This is a genomic window from Paenibacillus sp. 23TSA30-6 (assembly GCF_014858585.1).
Taxonomy (GTDB): Bacteria; Bacillota; Bacilli; order Paenibacillales; family Paenibacillaceae; genus Paenibacillus.
In genome coordinates, this window is the sequence record NZ_SLTL01000011.1 from 1 (window position 1) to 21072 (window position 21072).

16 protein-coding genes are annotated in these 21072 nt (G+C 49.5%); 4 read left to right on the forward strand and 12 right to left on the reverse strand.

Going from position 1 to position 21072, the window contains the following annotated elements; genetic code table 11:
• Window positions 1-484 precede the first annotated feature (484 nt).
• The 11 genes from E0698_RS12110 to E0698_RS12160 form a co-directional block, all read right to left on the reverse strand.
• Complete coding sequence (locus tag E0698_RS12110) at window positions 485-2095, reverse strand: FAD-dependent oxidoreductase (RefSeq protein WP_192511718.1); 1611 nt, start codon at window positions 2093-2095, stop codon at window positions 485-487.
• A gap of 25 nt (window positions 2096-2120) precedes the next feature.
• Window positions 2121-3056 carry an ROK family protein gene (locus E0698_RS12115; protein WP_192511719.1) on the reverse strand — a complete coding sequence of 312 codons (936 nt, stop codon included), beginning with the start codon at window positions 3054-3056 and terminating at the stop codon, window positions 2121-2123.
• A 138-nt stretch (window positions 3057-3194) separates the two neighbouring features.
• The gene (locus E0698_RS12120) at window positions 3195-4034 is read right to left on the reverse strand and encodes a MurR/RpiR family transcriptional regulator (RefSeq protein ID WP_134911503.1); all 840 of its coding nucleotides are present in this window, start codon (window positions 4032-4034) and stop codon (window positions 3195-3197) included.
• On the reverse strand, window positions 4012-4731 hold the full coding sequence (locus E0698_RS12125; protein ID WP_044646501.1) for an N-acetylmannosamine-6-phosphate 2-epimerase: 720 nt from the start codon (window positions 4729-4731) through the stop codon (window positions 4012-4014). Before E0698_RS12125 ends, E0698_RS12120 begins: the two co-directional genes overlap by 23 nt.
• Window positions 4732-4736: 5 nt before the next feature.
• Window positions 4737-6278 (reverse strand): DUF4127 family protein, encoded by a 1542-nt coding sequence (locus tag E0698_RS12130; RefSeq protein WP_192511720.1) that lies wholly within the window; start codon window positions 6276-6278, stop codon window positions 4737-4739.
• A 97-nt stretch (window positions 6279-6375) separates the two neighbouring features.
• Entirely contained in the window at window positions 6376-8202 is a 1827-nt protein-coding gene (locus E0698_RS12135) for a beta-N-acetylglucosaminidase domain-containing protein (RefSeq protein WP_192511814.1), read from the reverse strand.
• Window positions 8203-8253: 51 nt separating this feature from the next.
• Window positions 8254-9144, reverse strand: a complete 891-nt coding sequence (locus tag E0698_RS12140) for a carbohydrate ABC transporter permease (RefSeq protein ID WP_192511721.1) — start codon at window positions 9142-9144, stop codon at window positions 8254-8256.
• Window positions 9144-10025, reverse strand: coding sequence for a carbohydrate ABC transporter permease (locus E0698_RS12145; protein WP_192511722.1), 882 nt, complete (start codon window positions 10023-10025; stop codon window positions 9144-9146). Before E0698_RS12145 ends, E0698_RS12140 begins: the two co-directional genes overlap by 1 nt.
• A gap of 64 nt (window positions 10026-10089) precedes the next feature.
• Complete coding sequence (locus tag E0698_RS12150) at window positions 10090-11364, reverse strand: extracellular solute-binding protein (protein WP_192511723.1); 1275 nt, start codon at window positions 11362-11364, stop codon at window positions 10090-10092.
• A 185-nt stretch (window positions 11365-11549) separates the two neighbouring features.
• A complete protein-coding gene (locus E0698_RS12155; RefSeq protein ID WP_044646496.1) occupies window positions 11550-12113 on the reverse strand; it encodes a DUF420 domain-containing protein in 564 nt (187 codons plus the stop codon).
• Window positions 12114-12409: 296 nt separating this feature from the next.
• Complete coding sequence (locus E0698_RS12160; protein WP_134911509.1) at window positions 12410-12685, reverse strand: GNAT family N-acetyltransferase; 276 nt, start codon at window positions 12683-12685, stop codon at window positions 12410-12412.
• Window positions 12686-12824: 139 nt separating this feature from the next.
• Here E0698_RS12160 and E0698_RS12165 point away from each other — a divergent pair, with 139 nt between their 5' ends.
• The 3 genes from E0698_RS12165 to E0698_RS12175 all read left to right on the forward strand — a co-directional run bounded on the left by E0698_RS12165 (window position 12825) and on the right by E0698_RS12175 (window position 15344).
• The gene (locus E0698_RS12165; RefSeq protein WP_192511724.1) at window positions 12825-13784 is read left to right on the forward strand and encodes an ATP-dependent DNA ligase; all 960 of its coding nucleotides are present in this window, start codon (window positions 12825-12827) and stop codon (window positions 13782-13784) included.
• A gap of 109 nt (window positions 13785-13893) precedes the next feature.
• Window positions 13894-14436, forward strand: coding sequence for a MarR family winged helix-turn-helix transcriptional regulator (locus E0698_RS12170; RefSeq protein ID WP_192511725.1), 543 nt, complete (start codon window positions 13894-13896; stop codon window positions 14434-14436).
• Window positions 14421-15344 (forward strand): alpha/beta hydrolase, encoded by a 924-nt coding sequence (locus E0698_RS12175; protein WP_192511726.1) that lies wholly within the window; start codon window positions 14421-14423, stop codon window positions 15342-15344. The genes E0698_RS12170 and E0698_RS12175 overlap by 16 nt, the downstream gene beginning before the upstream one ends.
• 80 nt (window positions 15345-15424) lie before the next feature.
• Here the strand turns inward: E0698_RS12175 and E0698_RS12180 are convergent, their stop codons facing one another.
• On the reverse strand, window positions 15425-16360 hold the full coding sequence (locus tag E0698_RS12180) for a manganese-dependent inorganic pyrophosphatase (RefSeq protein ID WP_273042023.1): 936 nt from the start codon (window positions 16358-16360) through the stop codon (window positions 15425-15427).
• Between the two features lie 361 nt (window positions 16361-16721).
• Here E0698_RS12180 and E0698_RS12185 point away from each other — a divergent pair, with 361 nt between their 5' ends.
• Window positions 16722-21017 carry a S8 family serine peptidase gene (locus tag E0698_RS12185; RefSeq protein WP_192511727.1) on the forward strand — a complete coding sequence of 1432 codons (4296 nt, stop codon included), beginning with the start codon at window positions 16722-16724 and terminating at the stop codon, window positions 21015-21017.
• The last annotated feature ends 55 nt before the right edge of the window (window positions 21018-21072 follow it).

Consider the following 21072-nt stretch of genomic DNA (forward strand, 5'->3'; position numbering starts at 1 on the left):
TGTATTAGGCACGCCGCCAGCGTTCGTCCTGAGCCAGGATCAAACTCTCCATTAAAGACCAACCGAAGTTGGTATATAGAAAGAGCGATGTGCTCATTTTGAAACTGACGAGATAAAATATCTCTTTTACACTCCGATTTCATACAACCTTGCGGTATGCACCGAGATCTTCGTGGTTGATTTTGCGAACAAAATCATTTACTCACTCGTTGTTCAGTTTTCAAAGATCAAACATTTCTTTTTCGCTGTCTTTTTCAGCAGCTATAAGATCATATCATGTGCGTTTCAGAAATGCAAGCTTTATTTTTTCTTCTTTTATAAAGATTATTTTAACCAAGCTTTTCATTTTTGAAACGGCTGTTTTGTTGTCAGCTAAAATAATATATCATATATCCAAGTAACTTAGCAAGTACTTTTTTATTACTTATTAAAATCATCTTTTGGCCTTATCAAAGTCAGCCAAGGGGCAATAGCCCCTCACGTTTTAGCTGGTAACTCCTTCGGGTTCAAATACTTCCGCAGGCCAGTGTAACTCCACACCTTGGCAAAGAAGCCTGCTTTGAAAATGCCCCAGATGCTCTGCCGATTCGCTGACTTCTATCGGGAATACTCCGTTGGAGACACAATAAGCCGCCAGACTACCCGCTGATTCACCTATATTCCACTCCGTGGGGTGCAGCCGATAGCAACCATTTGCGATTTGAGTCATCCCTATATTTTTACAGGCGGGAAGCAGATTACGCACTCTTACCGGAATAAGGGAGCCTAACGGAATTTCATAAGGGTAATTAGGAATGTAAAATGTCCGCTGAGATACAGTGGTCGGATGGAGGTCCAAATGATAGCTGCCTACACCTACGCTGTCCGCGTATCGTTTGGACCCATCCGTTCCACGAAGCTCACGACTTACATCGAACTCTGATATCGTATACTTCGCTCGAATTCGGCGCGATTCGCGAATATAGGGGGTTTTAGCCAGACCATCTGAGGTACCAAGGAAATCTCCACGAGGCCGAATGCCCGGATAACCGAATCCTCCATCTAACCGGGGTGCTTCGGTCTGGAGCCAATAGATTAAAGAACGGGTCAATTCACGTGCGCCTTCTCTATGTCTTTCCTGCTCCTGAGCGGTAACACCGATTAACGGACCGAGGTAATAATCATTTTGCGCCCAGTTTAAAAGAGTTACCTCTCCATCATTTAACGGTTTACTCCATATAGAAGGGTCCACAATGCGACGGTAATCCCACAGAGATACAATGCCCTGATCGTTAGGAAACAAAGTGAACTGTTTTAGTTTACTGGTATCATCCGCATCCGTAGCAAACCAACTCAAAATCGGGAAACGGGAAAAGGAAGGAATATAATTCCTCCAAAAATCGTATTGTAGCGGTCGCTTTATAATGAAGCTTCCATGCGGAATGTAATCCACGGCTGCCACATGTGTGATGGATTGCATATCCATAGGGTCAGCGCAATCCAGCGCATGAGGTTCACCTGTATCATCCCGCGACTCTGCTCCACTCGTATGCTCCACCCCCGCCAGCGGAAGAAGATCTCCGCACTCTGTGGCATCCAAATAAAACGTTCCGCGCAGCACCATCACCCCACACCCATCATCAAGGCTATCCGAGGTACGAACAGTTACGGAAGAAATGCAGTCTCCATCCGTTTGAGCAGCTACGGGCACGGTGTGGTAATATACACGAACACGCCCCGTATTCAAATAGGGAGCAAGCATATCCTCAAGCACCCGCAGAGCAACTCGTGGCTCATGAGCCAGACGGCTTACCCAACCGTTACCGGGATTAAGAATCGGGTCATTTTGGGCTTCTTCCGTTAAAGGATAGTTCTGACGGTAATAGTCACGCACACGATTACGGAACTCACGGTATGTTGCTGTGCAGCCAAACTGTTCGATCCATCGATGCTCATCCGGGGGGACGGCCTGTGAAGTCAACTGTCCTCCCAACCAGTCCGTCTCCTCCGTTACGATGACTCTCATGCCAGCCTTCGCTGCCGCAAGAGCTGCCGATGTTCCTCCCAGACCTCCGCCAATCACTACAATGTCGGTATCAAGCCGATTTTGCGTCATGGTTCGTTCCCCTCTCATGCTTGTTCTAGGAATCCGTTAGTTCAAAAGCAAGCCGTGCCGCACCAATGATGCCAGCGCGATTACCCAGTAACGCCCGGTTTACTTCCGTTCCGACTCCCAGCTGTTGTAGATGCTTTTCCAGCAAGGGCCACCAGACTTCTCCCGCGTCTGCTACCCCTCCGCCTACGATAATAGCCTCGGGATCAAGGGTGACCGAGATATTGGCCAGAAGTACGGCTAAATCTGCGGTGTAATCGTCCAGTACCTGAAGCGCCTCCGGGTGACTGCGAACAGCCTCCTTCATGATCTCAATTCCCGATCGATACTGTTTACCTGTGTGTTCTCTGCCCCGGCGTAACAGTGCGCTACCTGATACATACTGCTCGGCGCAGCCCTTTTTTCCACAATTGCAAGGAAGGCCTCTTGGGAATAAAATACTATGCCCCCAATCGCCGCCGCTCCAATGAGCCCCTCGGCACAACAAACCATCTTCCATATATGCGCCACCGACGCCTGTTCCCAAGGTGAGCATGACCAAGCGTCGCTTGCCCCTCCCCGCTCCCTGCCATGCTTCTCCTAGCAAAGCGGCGTTCGCATCATTGTCAGCAACAGCACGTAAGGCGAGATTCTCCCTCGCCCATGTTACCAAGTGTGTACCTTGCCAGCCGGGGAGATTATCCGTGGCATACACGACTTCACCGCTCTCCACGTTTACTCTGCCAGCCGTAGCAATCCCTAGAGCGCCGATGTCGTTATTGCCAATGGTGCTGATGTCTCTCAAGGAGCGTTTCAGTCCTTCCACAGCTTCTGATACCCGTGAGAGTACCCAATCACGCCCGCGAGAAGCATCCGTATCCAGCCGGATTTCATCCAGCACCGCACCATCCCGTGCCACTACGGCTGCCTTCACCGATGTACCTCCAATATCGATCCCTATGACTCTGTTCACAGCATCTGCCACTACAGCGTCCTCCTTGTTGCCAAACGATATCTACAAACACGCTCTTTTACGTAAAGCTTCTATAATAGCAAGTCATATACCACAACAATAACTAACGATAGGACACAGCCTAATAGACCAGTTCTCCGCTTTAAAACCTCAATAGCTTCGTTCAATGACCGCCCTCGCTGTTTTTTCCTTCATCAGTTTGGTATGACTCGTGTACTTGCGAGCAAGTCCTTCGCAGATGAGGTCAATGACGAATAGCTGCGAGATTTTGGCTCCAATCGAACCGCCCTCGATCGGAGCTTCCTTACCTGCGGTGAGCAGCACGATATCCGCAATGGAGGTGATGGGCGATTTTGCATAATTGGTGATCGCGATAATGGTCGCGCCGTTTTGCTTGGCTTTGTGCAGCATGTCGTTCGTATCCAGCGTACTTCCCGAAACACTGATACCAATAGCCACATCTCCGGGCTTCATGGACACCGCCATCATCGACTGAATATGTCCGTCTGCCACGGCTTCGGCACGCCGCCCGATTCGTAAGAAACGGTTTTTGGCATCCTGCGCGGAAATTCCCGAAGCACCTACACCAAAAAATTGAACATAGCCTGCCTGTTCGAGACACGCTATCGCACGCCCAAGCTCTGAACGGTCCAGCAGTCCCATACTAGAGTGCAAAATATCGAGCATATTGTGATACACCATGCGGGTAATATCATGTTCGTTGTCCGGGTCGGTGTTTTCCCCACCCGTATCGGTTTTGCGATAAGTCTGGTTTTGCGCCAGGGACAGTCGGAAATCCTGATAACCTTTAAAACCGATTTTCCGGCAAAAGCGCATGACGGTCGTCTCGCCTGTACCTGCAAAATCAGCTAACTCCGTCACGGAGAAATATATGATATCTGCCGGGCGCTCCAGTACGCATAAAGCGACCTTTTGTTCCGATTTTGTTAATGAAGGAAAGTACGTATTAATTCGGTCGTTCATCTCCATAGATGCATTTCACTGCCTTCCTTGCTGCATCGGCAAACCGCTGCGTAATTAATTGGGGTCTGGTAATCGCCGAGCCTACAACCACTGCATATGCTCCCAGCCGGAATGCTTCTTCCACCTGCGCAGGCTCATGGATTTTGCCCTCCGCAATTAAAGGCACGGGAACCAACTCCGACGCTCTCCGGACCAACTCCAGATCGGGTCCATCGATCTGAGCAGAGTAGGGCGTATAACCAGATAACGTTGTGGATACGCAGCTTATACCGAGGGAAGCGGCATGAAGCGCCTCCTCCAGTGTGGATATATCCGCCATGGAAGCCACTCCATGGCCGTGGGCGTAATCTATGAGCTGCTTCAGCCTGCATCCCCCTGGGCGCGGACGCGATGTAGCATCCAGGGCGATGATATCCGCGCCCGCGTCCACCAGTTCCTCCATCTCTCGGAGGGTGGGCGTAATGTAAATATCGGAATCATCATAATCCCGCTTGATCAGACCGATGACTGGCAGGGAAAGCGCCTGTTTGATCGCACGCACATCTGCTGCGCCATTGGCGCGAATGGCCACGGCTCCGCCCTGCTGAGCGGCGCGTGCCATTTTGACCATGGAATCCGATCCGTGCAGCGGTTCATCGGGTAGCGCCTGACAGGATACGATCAGGCCATGCTGAACTTTTGATAATACAGCTTCCATTCCCATTGGGATCACCCTCTCTCTTCGACATGGTGCCGTACGGTCAATCCGACTTCAAAGGTGCGGTTCCACGGCATATAGCAATCTGTAATTTCCACGTGGCCCTCCGGCCCGTTTACATATTCGTCGAGCGCCTGCTCCAGTCGTCCGCGAATGACCGCAGCAACCGAACCTCTCTGTCCATCGAGCATAAGCTTGTTGAAGCCCATTTGTTCCACAATTCCATTATTCATGGCGGTACGCACCACAGCGCAATAACATGCATCTTCGGCGTAACGCAACGCCAGAAAATCCAGATGCTCTGTTGTAGGCCCGTAGTGGCTATACAGCATGGACTGGGCAATGACGGTTCCCAGCGTATTGGAGCTGGTGTTCCAGCCGGCATAACCTGCCAGCTCAAAAAGCAGCCCTTTTTGCTTCAAAAGTCTAAGCAGCTTAAGATCAGCTCCGTTGGCATAGCCTACATCAGCCACTGCAATGTTTTTACCTGTATGTCGCAGCATATGGGCGCCGTATTCAACCAGCTCCACCACGTTTCGGTATACATCATATCCGGCCATTGCACGCTGTTGAGATGATGCTTCTGCCATCGTGTCTCCGGGCGTGTTAGCCAACAAAATCAAATCAGCCTCTGCCGCTGAAGAAGCGATCAATCCGCCTGCCGCCATAATCTGATATTTTAACGTTTCATAAAAATAACGATCCTCAAAAAGCGGAATCACGAATGCTCCCTGCAAAGCGGACAGCCTTGGATAGACAAGCGGCACAGCATTCTTCGCCTGGTTCACCCACCGCGCCAGCAGCGTACAGCCCACTTCGTCTGCCCCCGGGTACATGTACACACTCAAATCCAGCCCAAGATCGGAAATACGATTTCTTAGCCGCTGCTGATCCTTAGCGGTATAGCCGTAGGGAGCAGAATCATCTTGTGGAATGATCATAAAATCAATGATACCCTCTGCTACCAGCTCCAGTGCGGCTTCATTGGCTTCCAGATTCACACGGCGACGGCCCAGGTAATCCTCCAGTATCTCTACAGGCAGACGTTCGTTGATGTCGGATAATTCAAGAAGCTCCTCTGCGGTAGCAATTCCCAGTTCCTGACGATGCTCAATAAAGCCCTTCCTGAATATCTCGCGTCCCCAATCGGCGTAGTAATCCGGTTCTTCGTCAGCCAAAGAATATTGCGGACAACGCATAATCAGTTGAAAAGCATATAAGGTCATCTGCGGATAAAGCCGCTTGAGCCTGCGAAGTCGATTCACCTTGTCACCGACCTGCTCACTTGTCATTCCATGCAACCGGGACGGTACGATTCCGCCGTACAGCAGCGTATCCATCGCAATAATAGCTCCATCCGCTCTCGTCGCACGCTCTTCTAGCCAAGCCCACAGTTGGGTCGTATCACCGGGGATTTTCTTTTGTCCCATCCATTCCATAGGGGGACGCTCGATTTCCAAATCTGTGCCCTGCGCCAGTAAATGAGGAAATTCATAATTACAGGGCCGCTCATCCAGCGGCACAAAAAGCACACGAGTGTTTGGCTTTACCATACGCTCCACCTCTCCTGAAAATTACCGTTATCCTAACGGCAAATGGTTATTTTCAGGGCAGCTATGCTGCCTTGGTTTCTTGATCATCAGCAAATGCTCACAAGATCAGTCGATACTTGCCTTGTTCATCCTGACCGACGTAGCCCCACCGCTCGGCTGCACGGATCGCCGGATCACTGCCGAGCCGAGCCTCTGTCTCCAGACAGGCAGTGATACAGCGCCGGAGTTCCACCACGACTTCGTCCGTCAGGAGCACAGGCCATTGCCTGCCAACCACTTCCTGCGGCGTAATGCTCTCCTCTGCCTGCGTACCGCTCTGCCGCTCGCTGCTGACCACAGCTTGGCGCAGCGTACGCCACAGATCAGCGTCCAGCTCGGCGCGTTCCAGCCACGGCGCGGCCTGTGCTACGAAGCCTGCCGCCAGATCATCGGCGGGTACTTGGCGCAGGACGCTCACGGCTTGGAGTAGCCGCTCAAAGTACATATCCAGCGCCGGGATATCGCGCAATTGCAAAGCAAGGTCCACGTCCTCATACGTGCTGCCGCCCAGTCGGCTGTTCCTGTTTTGACGGCAGAAAAACATCAGTTCCTCCGCGCGCGCTCCCGCTAACTCCCGCACAGCCCAAGCCCAAGAGAGTTCAGGCATGTACCGCTCACTGTTCCACATATAGTGGGACATCGTAATGAGCGTCACTTTGGAGCATTCCCACTGATTCATCGGGTTGGCTACCATACCGGTATGTCCGCAGTCTGGAAGCCCGGAATACCGCCCGCGCAGCGGATCGAGGAATAAGCGGTCACGGTCACAATCATTCACCGGAATGTTATCCCACAGCCACAGTTCATGCCCAAAGAACGCATGATTATCGGCAGCGTGCTTCCGACCGATATGCGGAGCAAACACAAAGTATCCGGTCCAGAACACCTTAATCTCCGGGTGCAGCCGCTCACGGAAATCCTTTTTGTATTCGGTATCCCAATACGACCAATATTCCGAAGGACAGACTGTCAGCGTAAATTCAGGTAGCCGCTCTGTCAGCCATGTATGCACCTTGTTCGTCAAAAAGACATGAGCGTGGCCCGAGCGGCCCAGCAAATGTCGATTTTCTCCTTTTAACACATAATCAATATCATCCATTAATATGGAAAAATGGCGCACACCAATGGCAATCACAGCCGCCAGCTTTTCCGTCAAACTGAGGAAATCTTCATCGCTGCCAAAGCTCAGGTCGTTCCCCGGACTGATGCAGTAATGAAAATCCACCTCATGCTGATCGCAGGTTTCCTTTAAATCGCTAATCTGCGCAAACGTGTCTTCCGGGTACGGCTCCCGCCATAGCTCCCGGTGATACGGGTCATCCTTGGGAGCATACATGAATGTGTTCATCCGATGCGCAGCCATAAAACGGACGGCATCCAGCCGATCCGCCAGGCTCCATGGTTCTCCGTAAAAGCCTTCAATAATCCCTCTGACCGGAAAAGAAGGCTCATCGCGAATAGACACTACTGGCAGTGTGCATCGCTCCTGTTCGACTTGAAGCAGCAAATACAGGGCATCCATGCCGTACTTAAGCCCTCTTTTATTAGCAGCATGGATTTCAATTCGACCTTCCTTGTGAATCTCCAAACGGTAGCCGTCTGCAACGAGCGCTCCATCGTACTCCAGTACCAGTTGCACGCTTCCCCGTGTTTCGGTCGGTACACCCGGTCCCGGAGGCAAGATCAGCTTGATCGGCCCGTCAGGGTCCAGAACGCCTTCATATTCCTGATTCATCCCGAAGCGGGAGGACAGCTCGCAAATCAAACGCGGTTCGGGTATAACCAGCTTTTCTCCACTGTCATACACATCACCAAAATAATATTGAGTCTCCTGCGTTGTTAGCCCCACACGGGAATTGGGCCGCGTTCCTTTCGCCAGCTCCATCGTAACCGTCTCCCCTTCCATTCACGGATCGTCCGTATCCGATATTTCCGTCTATCCTTTTACTGCACCCGCCAAGCCTTCCATATAATAGCGCTGTGTGAACAGGAACAAGATAATGATCGGCAGTACCGAAATCATCGTGCCCGCTGCAATCCAGCCAAAGTTATAGGCAAATTGACCATTGAGATACGTCAGCGCAGCCGCCAGCGGGTATAACTCCGTGTCGTTCAGAATAACGATAGGCCACAGGAAACTGTTCCAGAACGACATAGCCTCCAGCAAAGAAATGACGGCGAGCGCTGGCTTCACCAGCGGTAGCACCAGCTGCCACCAAATTCGGAATTCCGAAGCGCCGTCCATTTTACCGGAATCACGCACATCGGTAGGAATATGGATAAACGTCTGCCGCATCAGAAAAATGTTGAACACAGAGACAGCTCCAGGCAGCACCACACCCAAATACGTATTGCCCAGATGAAGCCCCTGAATGGTCAGGTAATGTACGATGAACGACGTATATGAAGGAATAATCATGGTGGCAATCAGTAGCGTGAACACCAGATTTTTACCCTTAAAACGAAATACAGCCAAGGGATATCCCGTCAGACTGGCGAGCACCACATTAAAAATAACGCCAAGTGCCGTAATGATCACCGTGTTCAGCATATACTTCGGAAAGTTCATAAACTGCCACACCTGAACATAATTATCAAAATCAATAAAGGTCGGGAAAATGGCGGGCGGCGTGGAGAAAATGTTGCGGCCCGGCATGAGCGATACGCTGAGCAGCCATAGGAACGGTCCCATTAAAAAGAGAGCGAGCAGCACCAGCAGTACATAGATCACCGTCATCCTTACAACTCGCCCCAGGTTGCGCATGATGCGGCTATTTTCATTTTTCGGAAGGGGCGACTGTAGCATTTTGTCATCCTGTAGATTCATCAATAGGGATTGACACCGCCTTTCCTATTGAATCGGAATACGATAATACTGAGCACCCCAATCACTGCACCGACAATTAAACCAAGCGCCGAAGCATAACCAAAGTTAAACTGCTCCATCCCTTTTTGGAAAATATACAAGCTGGAGGTCAGCGTGGCTGTTCCCGGCCCGCCCTTGGTCAGTACATACACCTCATCGAACACACGAATAGCCGCCATGAGCGATATGAGGGTGCAGAACAGAATATAGGGTCTTAATAACGGGAGGGTAATATGGACGATCAGCCGCCAGCGGCTTGCTCCATCCACTCTGGCGGCTTCGTACAGGTCTTGTGGAATGTTCTGCAAACCAGCCAGATAGAGCATCATATAATACCCGAGTCCCTTCCACATCGTGATGAACATGAGTACATACAAGGCCAAAGAACTGTCCGACAGCCAGTGAATGTCCTTACTGATCAAGCCTGCCTGTATAAGCAAATAGTTCACAACGCTGTTATTGCCAAGCAACCAGCGCCAAATCAAGGCCACGGCTACCATCGAAGTTACAACAGGAATGTAGTAGGTCGTACGAAATATTTTAATTCCGGGTATACGGCTGTTCACCAGCACGGCCATCAGGATGGAGAAAATTTGGAGAAAGGGAACAATGAGCACGTATACTAATGAGTTCCAGATTGAAATGAGAAAATTGCGGTCCTTAAACGCTGCCTCGAAATTATCCAGACCGACATAATGGGTATCCGATATGACGGAGTAATCCGTCAATGCCAGCGGAATGCTGTAAATAATAGGCCAAAATACAAAGACGGCAAGCAATAACAGTCCCGGCGTCATAAAGGCCCAGGCCGTAAAGGATTCCGACCTCAACCATTTGATCATGCTGCATCACCACCCGATTTTGATAAATGAACAGGAGAGTCTTGATATGACTCCCCTGCTGTACCTATTGCTTTAAAATATCATTCACTTCCTGCTCCAAGGTAGTAAGCGTCTGTTTCGTGTCCGTTCCGTTCAATAAAATATTTTGAAAAGCACGCGTGACAGCGCTGTTCACGTCCTTGGCATTAGGCACACCGACCATGTAGTCTGTCGCCTTATCCAAACTTTGCGCGGATACCACTTTCGCTTGTGCTTCCAGCGATTTGTCCGACTGTGTGAAGTAGGGATCTTTAATGGAATCCTTCGTGGAAGGCAACGTATTGGCCGCTTTGGAAAAAGCCGTCTGGCTCTCTGCATTTGTCAGGAAAACAGCAAACTTCACCGCTTCACTCACATGTGCAGACTTGGTCGGTACGACCAGATCCATGGAGTTGGATAACCGTACATCGGCTTTACCTGTAGGTACAGGAACGGCGATGGTGTTCTTGTATACGTCCGGCGCAGCCGTTTTGATAAAGTTGATGAACGTCGGGCCTGCCAGCTCGAAAGCAACCTGTTCACCCGCATAATATTTCACTTGCTGTGAAAAATCAGCGTCCTCTTTGAGCACGACACCATCTTCCATCTGCTTTTTAAGATTATCAATCATGGTTACCGCTTCCGGTGTATTGAACGCCGCTGCTGTCTTTTCTTTATTCAAAATCGGAATCCCGTCTATGGCAAAAAGCTTGGATACAAGCTGCTGCACATAGCCTGCTTTGCCAATTTTTCTATTGATCTGGCGGCCCCACTCAGACAGTTCCGCCCGCGTTTTGGGCGGATGGGCAGGGTCTAATCCGGCAGCCTTTACCAGCTTCGTATTCATGTAGAGCACTTCCGTGCCGGTATACCAGGGTAGTGCGTAAGCCTTGCCATTAATAACGGTAGAATTATAAATACCCTCGAAATATGCGGCCTTTTCCTCCGGAGACAAATGCTCATTCATATCCACTACAGCACCCTTGGAGCCCATTTGGCTGGCAAATTCCGTATTGAGATTTACCACATCCGGACTGCTGCCGCTAGCGATACTCGTCAACAGCTTGTTGGTCACTGCGTCATAAGGGTAATCCTTCCAGTCAATTTTGACATTGGGATTCTTCTCCTCATAATCGGCAATCACCCGATTGAAATACGGGGTGAATGTAGGCTGTAGCGCAATGGTCCAAAATTGCAGTGTCACTTTTCCTCCGTTTACGTTGTTCGGGTTTGAGCCTCCGCCGCCGCAACTGCTTAGCAGCACAACCAGCACAAGCATGGAAACAAGCAACCGTAACCTGCCTTTCGCTTTCTTCGTCACATGGTGACCCCCTTATTCTTAGTTGATTAAGGCAAATTATAGCAGAAATACCGTTAGAGAAGGAACGTTTTTTCAATAAAATAAATTCAGAAGGAATAATTTTTCTTTTATTAGGCATCAAAAAGACGCCTCCGTTAGCAGAGACGTCTTTTTGATCATTGAACCTGTTGAAGGTTCAAGTCTATTTAATAATACGGGGCCATGAATACGTACACGAGTACCCCGGTCAAGCTGACATACAACCAGATCGGCATGGTCCAGCGTGCAATTTTACGGTGTTTTGCCACCTGCATCGTCCATCCCCACACAACTGTGAACAGGGCTAGTGGTACGATAATGGCAGCCAGTATGCTGTGTGAAATCAGCAACGTAAAGTAAATCGGCCGAATAATACCCACCCCGCCAAATTTTGCAGTGTCCGGCGAAATATAGTGGAAGGTCAGGTAGGAAAATAAAAATAAAACAGTGCTGGCGAAGGCCAGTAAAACAAATGTTTTATGCACTTTGACGTTCTTCTTGATAATGGCAACCAACGCCGCCACCAGAAAAATAAACGTGAAACTGTTAAAAATCGCATTCAACCTCGGGAAAATGGTGATATCGAAGCTAACACTACCCTGGTATCCAATCGGCGAAAAGAACAGCAGCAAAATAATCACGTTGGCTATGATGGAAACGGTGATAATCAAGGCTGTGAAATTACGTTTGCTCGTTGGAACGTACTGCTTGTCCTCACTCGCTTTATTCATAATGAGCGTCTCCTTCGTTTAAATTCAAACTTTTCGTTTTCGGTTGTGATAATAACCATACTATATTATATAGAACCTGAGGACGGCCTGTGAAGTGACAACAGTATGAACAATTTCACAGCCGAAGATTTGAAAATGTGCTTTAGCATCTTAGAATAACCATTTTCTTAACATATCAATAATAGAATACGGCCATTTCAGGGGCTTTATACACGCAAAAAAAACACCGGGAAGGCCTGAATACCTGTCCCGATGTTATGGTGTTTATGCACTTGTGGCGCGAGCGTTCCCCTTGTTTACTGCTGCCAGACGTCACTATATTCTTGATGACGCTTGAACAGGGCCAGTGCGTACGAGCAAGCGGGAACGACCTTTTTATGCTGATCCCTCGCCATTTGCACGACTTTGTCAATCAGCTCCTTGCCGATCTTTTGCCCCCGCAGCTTTTCGGATACAAATGTATGGTCAATGACCAAGGAATGGTCATCTATGGATTTATAGCCTACTTCCGCAACCACCTGTCCATCATCCACCATGACTACCGCATGGTCCTCCTCGCGAATTTGTCTCATGAAACCGAGCCCCTTTCTGCCGACGATTAGATATCCTTATCATTCCCCGATTTGAGGTCCAACGAAACATCTCATACATAAAAAGAAGCCTGTCGTCGACACTATCCTTATTCCAAAAAGGCGAGGCGAGGTGTTGTATTTGCGTTCGGAAATGAAACCCGTTATCCCGTTTGAACCTGTGCAAAGTGAACAAATCCCTACGGAGGGCCTGTGGCGGTACGAAATAAAATGGGATGGCACGAGAATTTTGACATATCACAATCAGGATAGCACACGTCTGTTTAACCGGAAGCAGCATGAACGAACGCTTTTATATCCTGAACTCGCTTCATTCCCCTCATATTGCCAGGCTGAATCGATAATTCTGGATGGGGAAATGATCGCACTGGGAGCCGATGGGAAGCCCTCGTTCCATGAGATTATGCGACGCGACCTGATTCGCAGAACGGATCGGATTCAAGCGGCTTATAAAGCTGTGCCCGCTACATATATGCTATTTGATATCGTGTATCTGAATGGCGTATGGGTTCACCGCAAACCATTGGTAGAAAGGCTCGAATTATTACATCAGGTCATCCTGCCGAATGAACGGGTTCAACTGGCGCCTGCACATCCTGATGGACAAGCTCTGTTTCAGGTGATGCGCAGCGAAGGGATGGAAGGTATGGTATGCAAACGTTTGGACAGTCCTTACACATTTGGCGGGAAGGATGGGCGATGGGTTAAGGTCAAGAATTACGGCGATAGCATCGCTGTCATTGGAGGCTACACTTTAAACGGAGGTGTCATCAATGCTGTGTTGCTGGGGCTGTACGACAAGCAAGGAAGGCTGCGCTACATTGGACATGCAGGCACAGGGAAGCTTACGCGAGAGGACTGGCGTCAGCTTACGGAGCGACTGAGACCGCATACCATTTCAGCGCGGCCTTTTGTCAATGAGCCGGAACGTCATCGGGATGCAATATGGGTACAGCCTATGTATACCGCCAAGATTCAATACAGTGAGTGGCGATGGCAGGAAGGGCGTACCCTCCGCCAGCCCTCTATACAGGCTTTTGTAAATCAGGACGCAGGGCAGTGCATTGGACCTTGGTCATGATAAGTTGTGCAGATATATTGAAAAAAGCGGAATAAAGTTTGTATAAATCATTGCAACCAGTGGTTAATTAAATTACAGTTAACTAATTAACTACATCGAGGTGGATCGCATGTTCTTTTTCTTGGACTCCGAAATTCGTCAACTGGCCTATAATCTGTTTCCAGGTGGCAATAAACCGATTGGTGTTTTGGTAGAGCTATTTTCTATAACGTATGAAATTCGTAAAGGCATGGAGAAACGTTCACGTGAATTCGGGCTCTCCTATGGGCAATATATAGCACTTTGTGTGCTTTCTGCGCAAAGAGACGAAATGTCATCCCCTTCTGCATTGGCTGAGAAGATGGGTGTAAGCCGGGCAGCGATCAGTTCCATGGTCATTTCCCTTGAACAAGATGGCTACATTAACAAATACGATGATCCGAATGACAAGCGTGGCATCTTTGTTTCTCTGAACGATAAAGGAAGAGGCAAGATCAATCAAATGGACCCTTTTTTCATAGGACTGGCCTCACGCCTGTTGTCGGACTTTAGCGAGTCGGAAATCTGCCAGTTTGAAACCTATCTGTCACGCGTACGGTCTGCATTTGAAGATGTAAAAGGTTCGCGTCTAACTGATCCCAGGGAGGGAGAAGAAAAATGGTGCGAAGACTGAAACAAAGGCTGTTCGTGAAGCTTGCGCGTATATCCGCTGGCAGAATGGTGGCGGCGTCTGATTTCAAGCCATCTCATTCTCCGAAGGTGCACCGGGAGGAACGAATCATCCCTACTTCTGTAGGTGACTCCAGGGTACTTGTATATGAGCCTGCCAACCGGACTGGCGACCCACTGCCTGTATTCGTCAATTTTCATGGTAGCGGCTTTGTGATGGGCAGTGCAGAAATGGATGATGCCTGGTGCCCGGTCATTGCCGAACGTGCCAATTGTGTCGTCGTTAATGTCGATTACCGCTTGGCCCCGGAGCATAAATTCCCTATTCCGTTACAGGAGAGCTATGATGTTACCAAATGGTTGTACAAGCATCCTGATGTACTGAACGTCAATCCCCAGCTCATTGCCGTCGGAGGACATAGTGCGGGCGGAAACCTTGCCGCAGCGATTTGTCTAATGGCCCGGGATCGCAAGGAATTTCCCATCGTATATCAGGTGCTGGATTATCCTCCTCTGGATATCGCCACTGATCCGAAGCTGAAGCCTCAATTCGAGCAGGCGATTCCGCCGCGTATCGCAAAAATTTTTAATGACAGCTATTTGCACACGTCGGATGAGGCACGAAACCCGTTGGTTTCGCCTGTTTATGCAGAATCACTACATAATCTTCCACCTGCACTGATTATAACCGCCGAGCTGGACTCCTTGGCCGACGAAGCCGAGTTATACGCCAAACGGCTGATTGAAGCGGATGTACCCGTGACCTATAAAAAATATATGGGCGCTGCCCATGCCTTTACACATAGCGGTGATCTCGCCCTAGCCGAGAGCGCCTGGCATTTGATGAGTGATCAGTTGAAAATGGCCTTTGAATTTCGCATCGGAGATGTACTGTCGGAACTAAAGAAATAAAAAAAGTAGCCCCCGCCTCCGCTGCTATAATGCAGTGCTGGATTCAGGTGGCTTCTTTTGTATTGTAGCCTGCTTCCGAATTACAAACTGTTAAAAGCGTCTGTCAATACAGGTACGATCTGCGATTTGCGGGATACGACACCTTTCAGAACGGCTTTGTTGTCGTCAAGCTGCACATTGTAGGCTTTTTCGACCGCTTGTGCTTGGCTTCCCAGCGCAATACCAATGGAATCACTGTTCACAATATCTGTTACAACGAACAGGAACAGGTCCAGGTTTTTAGCTGCAATTGTTTGGGACAGCGCTACTTCCAGCTCGGACTGACGGGACAGCACGTCGTTCACATCTACCGCGTTCACTTGCGCAATTTCCACTTTGCGTCCGTTCATCTGGAATTCCTTCGCATCCAGACTCACCAGCTGTTCAATCGTGTGACGGCTCAGATCAGCCCCTGCTTTAAGCAAGTCAAAGCCATAGCTATCTGCATCCACACCAGCGATTTCAGCCAGTTCACGGGCAGCAGCTACGTCTTGGTCGGTGCAGGTTGGGGATTTGAACAACAGGGAATCGGAAATGATCGCGGACAGCATCAGACCTGCGATTTCTTTCGGAACCGCTATCCCGTTTTCCTTGTACAGCTTGTTCAAAATCGTGGCTGTGCAGCCTACAGGCTCAGCGCGGAAGTACAACGGCTGGCTTGTTTCAAAGTTAGCGATCCGGTGATGGTCGATGACTTCAGTTACACGCACTTTGTCAATGTCAACCGCACTTTGCTGGCGTTCATTATGATCGACCAGAATAACGCTGTCTGTTTCCGCAGCAACCTGTTCAACCAGACGCGGCGCACTCACTTTGAAATAATCCAGTGCATACTGCGTTTCCCCGTTTACCTCGCCCAGCCGAACCGGCTCCACGTCCGCACCCAGTTTGGTTTTCAAGTCTGCATAAGCAATAGCTGAGCAAATGGTATCCGTATCCGGATTTTTATGCCCGAAAATCAATGTTTTTGCCAACATAATCGACTCCTTTGCACTAAGCATTTTATATCCTCATAAAATATCAACAATTCCAATGCAGATTATATCATTAAATCTCGTATTCTCCCATTCCCCTTTGAATGATTTCAAAAGTAATCTATTAAATTCATAACATTTCCATGGAATATGCACGTGAAGTTAACCTTATTTTTTCTAAAAATATAAAAAATATATAGTAATATATCCCACTAACATGGTAAGATATTCCTCAAAACTGGCAAGTTAGTCACCAGTGGTCAATTCTATCATTTGAATCTTGAGGGAGGCGTGAGAACTTCGACAGTGGCTTCAAATCCTAGTATGTAGACAAATCATATTTTGATTGAAAAGAGGGAAATCTTTGAAAAAGCCGATCATTTTGAGAAAAATTCCTGTCGTAACACTCGCTCTTGCCTTGACGGTAAGCTTGTCTCTTCCATCTGTCAGTTCTGCTGCTACCGTAGACCTGCAAACCCGTTCATTTTTAGAAGCACAGGAAGCTTTGACTTCCGAAGCAACACCGGCGTTCATTTCGCCAGAGCTGAGTACCACTTCCTCCCAGCAGGTCAGAGTCATCGTACAGCTTGATGGCGAACCGCTAGCCGTGGACAAATATGCGGCACAGTCGGGCAATCAGACTTTCACAGCACGATCCGAGCAAAAAGCGGAAGCCGCTATCGTCAATGAGCAAACAACGTTCGTGGATAGAGCGGCAGAGCACAGCATTCCCCTCCAGGTGAATTACCAGTACAATACGGTACTTAACGGTTTGGAGGTTACGCTTCCAGCCAACAAAATTCCGGAACTGGCAAAGCTGCCAGGCGTAAAATCCATCCATGAAAACAAAACGTACTATTCCATCCCCGTACAGGACCCGCCGACACTCACCGCCAGCGAAGCGACGTATGATAACGCACCGCTGGATCAAATTGGCGTTCCTGAAGCCTGGGCTAAAGGTTTGACAGGCGAAGGGATTAAGGTTGGGGTTATTGATACCGGGATCGATTATGAGCACCCGGATTTGAAAGCAGCTTACAAGGGTGGATATGACTCTTTTGAGCAGGACAATGATCCTTACGAGGAGCCCTTTCTTGAAAAAGAGAATGACCCGTACGGCACAGGTTTTGCCGGAACAACTCACGGTACGCACGTGTCCGGTACGATTGCTGGCCAGGCCGCTAATAAAACGGCAGATATTGTACAAAAGGGTATTGCCTATAAATCGGACTTATACGTATATAAAGTGCTTGGACGCAATACCAAAACCGGGCGTTCCTCCGGTTCCTCCGCACAGGTCATTGACGGTATTGAACGCGCTGTCAAGGATGGCATGAACGTGATTAACCTGTCCCTCGGCTCAGACTCCGAGAAGGACCCGAACTCCCCGGACTCCATTGCCATTAATAATGCGGTGCTTTCCGGTGTAGTTGCTGTCATTGCAAATGGTAATGCGGCACAAAACGGGAATTATTATTATTCGATGGGTTCCCCTGCATCATCCCAGTTGGCGATTTCTGTCGGTGCTGCCACTTCGCCGAGCAAAAGCTTCTCCGGCACAGCTTCAGTTACCCGCGACTCCTATTGGGAAGCGAATGGTGAATTGAAGAAAACAGTAACCGCCGATGCTTATGCGCATTACGGGTTTAATCTGATGGGCTGGGGGACAGGCCAAGAGGATTTTGCTTCAATTCTGGGAACTGCCCCTTATGAACTGGTATATGCAGATTTGGGGCAGCCTGATGATTTTGAAGGAAAAGATGTAGCCGGAAAAATTGTCCTCGTGTCACGTGGAAGCCTGACATTCGTGGATAAAATTGCAAATGCAAAAGAAAACGGCGCAAAAGCCGTAATCATTTTTAACGGGAGAGCAAAAACGACTGACATCACGCAGGCTGATTTGACAGACTCCATTCCGAGTCTAGATAGCTACGTAAACGCTAACCAGGGCGACAGCTTTGATTTTATTCCGACCTTTGATATGAAAGGTAAGGAAGGTCGCGCGCTGGCTAAACAACTCGTCGACAACGCCGGAGAAAAGTTCTCCGTCTCCTTCGGAGAGAAGTTTATTCGCACAGATAATGCAGGCAATACGATGGCTGGATTCAGCTCCCGTGGGCCAAACGGCGACGAACTGCTTAGCATCAAGCCGGATGTGAGTGCACCGGGGGTCGGCATTTTGTCAACCTATCCTGCTTTCGCCAAGTTCTATCCGGATGCCTCTTATGATCATGCTTACAAACGAAGCAACGGAACCAGTATGGCTTCTCCGCATGTAGCCGGACTTGCTGTATTGCTAAAGCAGCAGCATCCAAACTGGACGCCGTTCGATATCCGTGCCGCTCTGGCGAACACGTCGGATACGCTTTACGATGAGGCTCAAATCCAATACGATGTGTATTCCCAAGGTGCAGGACTTGTAAACATCGCCAATGCGATTCAGACCCCAGCCCTGCTGGAAACTGTTGAAAAAATTACGATTCTCGATAAGAACTTCAATCGGCAGGAGGTCGTGAACTACAATCCTTCCGCCAGCTTCGGGGTGTTAAAGCCAGGCAGTGATGCGAAGCAAATTCAATTGCAGCTTAAAAATCTGTCCGCAAACAGCGTACAGTATGAAGCCAGCTACATTTTGCATGATCATGTAACCTCTGATCCTGCCAAGCCCGTTACCACGCCTGACGTGAGCAATATCGCTGTTCAGTTGCAAGGTGTTGGCACGAATGGGGCGATCTCGGCCGAAGCGGGTAAATCCCAACCGTTCTTCCTGTCCGTACAGCCAAGCTCAAGTGCAGCTACAGGCGTATATGAAGGAGAAGTCATCCTGAAAAGCGCCGGACTGCCTACATTGCATCTGCCATTCGTCGTTCATGTCGGCAAGGAAAATCCGCCCACAGGCTTCGGCTTGCAGGATCTGAGTATAACCAACTCGATTATTTATCCAAACCGTACAGGTGCCCAACGCTCAACAGATCTTGCGTTCCGCCTGACCACGGATAAAACAAACCAAATAGCGCTCTATGTATATGGCATAGATGATAAATTAATTGGTCTTATTAATGGAATTACGACTTCCAAGGAACAAGGAGTTAACGCTCGTCTCAAGCAAGGAGCATACTCCTTCAAGGACATTGACGGAAGCTATGTCGAATACGATGCCAACGGAAAACCTGTTCTGGATGCCAGCGGTCAGCCCGTTATTCAGCATTTGAAGGACGGTGTGTATAAGCTGGAGGTTAATTCGCCGGAACTGAATGCGAAAGGCGAAGTCGAGACCAATACGGACGGCCCTAAATTTTTCACCGCTATGAAGGCCATTCGCGTCGACAATAGTGCCGCTTCCGGCAGCAGTAGCGGTGGAGGCAGTGGTGGAGGTGGCGGCAGAAGTAATACCACACCTTCCGCTTCAACCACGACCACAGCTACCCCTGTCGCTACATCTGCACCTTCACTTCAATCCGTAGTGAAGCAAGGACAGGCGGTAAAAGCGGTAGCCACAACCGTCGTGGTTAACAATAATGTACAGTCGCTGACTGTAAGCGATACAGACTTACAGTCAGCTATCACAGCAGCGGGCTCCAGCCCAGCAGCCATTGTCCTGTCGGCCAGCAGCCAAGCAGGTCAAACGACCAAAGCAGCGCTGACTTCCGCCCAACTGACAACGCTGGGCAAGGCTCCGGCAGGAAGCAGCCTGATCGTAAGCAACACAGGAGCTTCCCTGGCTTTGCCGATATCTGCTCTGAAAAATGCCCCTGCAGGTGCAGGCATTGAAGTGGTGATCAGCAGCCAGGCACAGGAAAGCAATACATTTACGAGCAAGCTGAAAGGGTCAACTGTGATTGGCACCCCTGTAGGGTTTGAAGCTAATGTTGTCACTGGCGGCAAGAGCGAACCGCTTAAGGTTGCGCCAGGACAGTTCATTAGTCGTTCCTTCACCGTACCTGGCCAAATTGAGTCGAATACAGCCGGTGTTCTCTATACAGCTAACGGAAATGTCTACCCGGTTCCATCCGTCTTTACCAAGCAGGCAGATGGATCAACAGTCGTTAAGGTAAGCCGTCCGGGCTTCTCGACGTATGCAGCGGCGACTCGTCCCGTTAGCTTTGAAGATATTTCATCGTCGTATGCTCAATCCGAGATTCAGTCGCTTGCGAACAAGCTGCTGATCAACGGCACCACAGACACGGCCTTTTCACCGAAGAAGAACGTGACACGTGCGGAATTTGCAGCCTTGGTAACTCGGGCTCTTGGCCTGACACCGGGTACTGCCGCACCATTCGGCGATATTCCAGCAGGTAGCTGGTATTCTGGCGATGTGGCAGCCGCTTATGAGGCCGGGTTGATCACAGGTCGCAGCGGCGACAAGTTCGATCCGAACGCTAACATCAGTCGTCAGGAAATTGCTGTCGTGCTGAGCAAGGCAGTAGACCTGCTTCAGATCAAAGCATCTGTCGATGGCCCTGCGCGCACACCGTATCATGATGCTTCATCTTTTGCAGGCTATGCCAAGGATAGCATTGAAAAAGTAAGTGCAGCAGGCATTATCAACGGGGAAACCATCAAGGACTCCTCCTACTTCCAGCCGAACGCGCCTACAACGCGTGAAGCATCTGCCAAGGTGCTGCACGTGCTTTTACAAAAGGCTGCATTGATTAACTAACCAAAAAGCCTCCCGAGCCGCGTTATAAATAACGTTGCCGTTCGGGGGGCTGTTT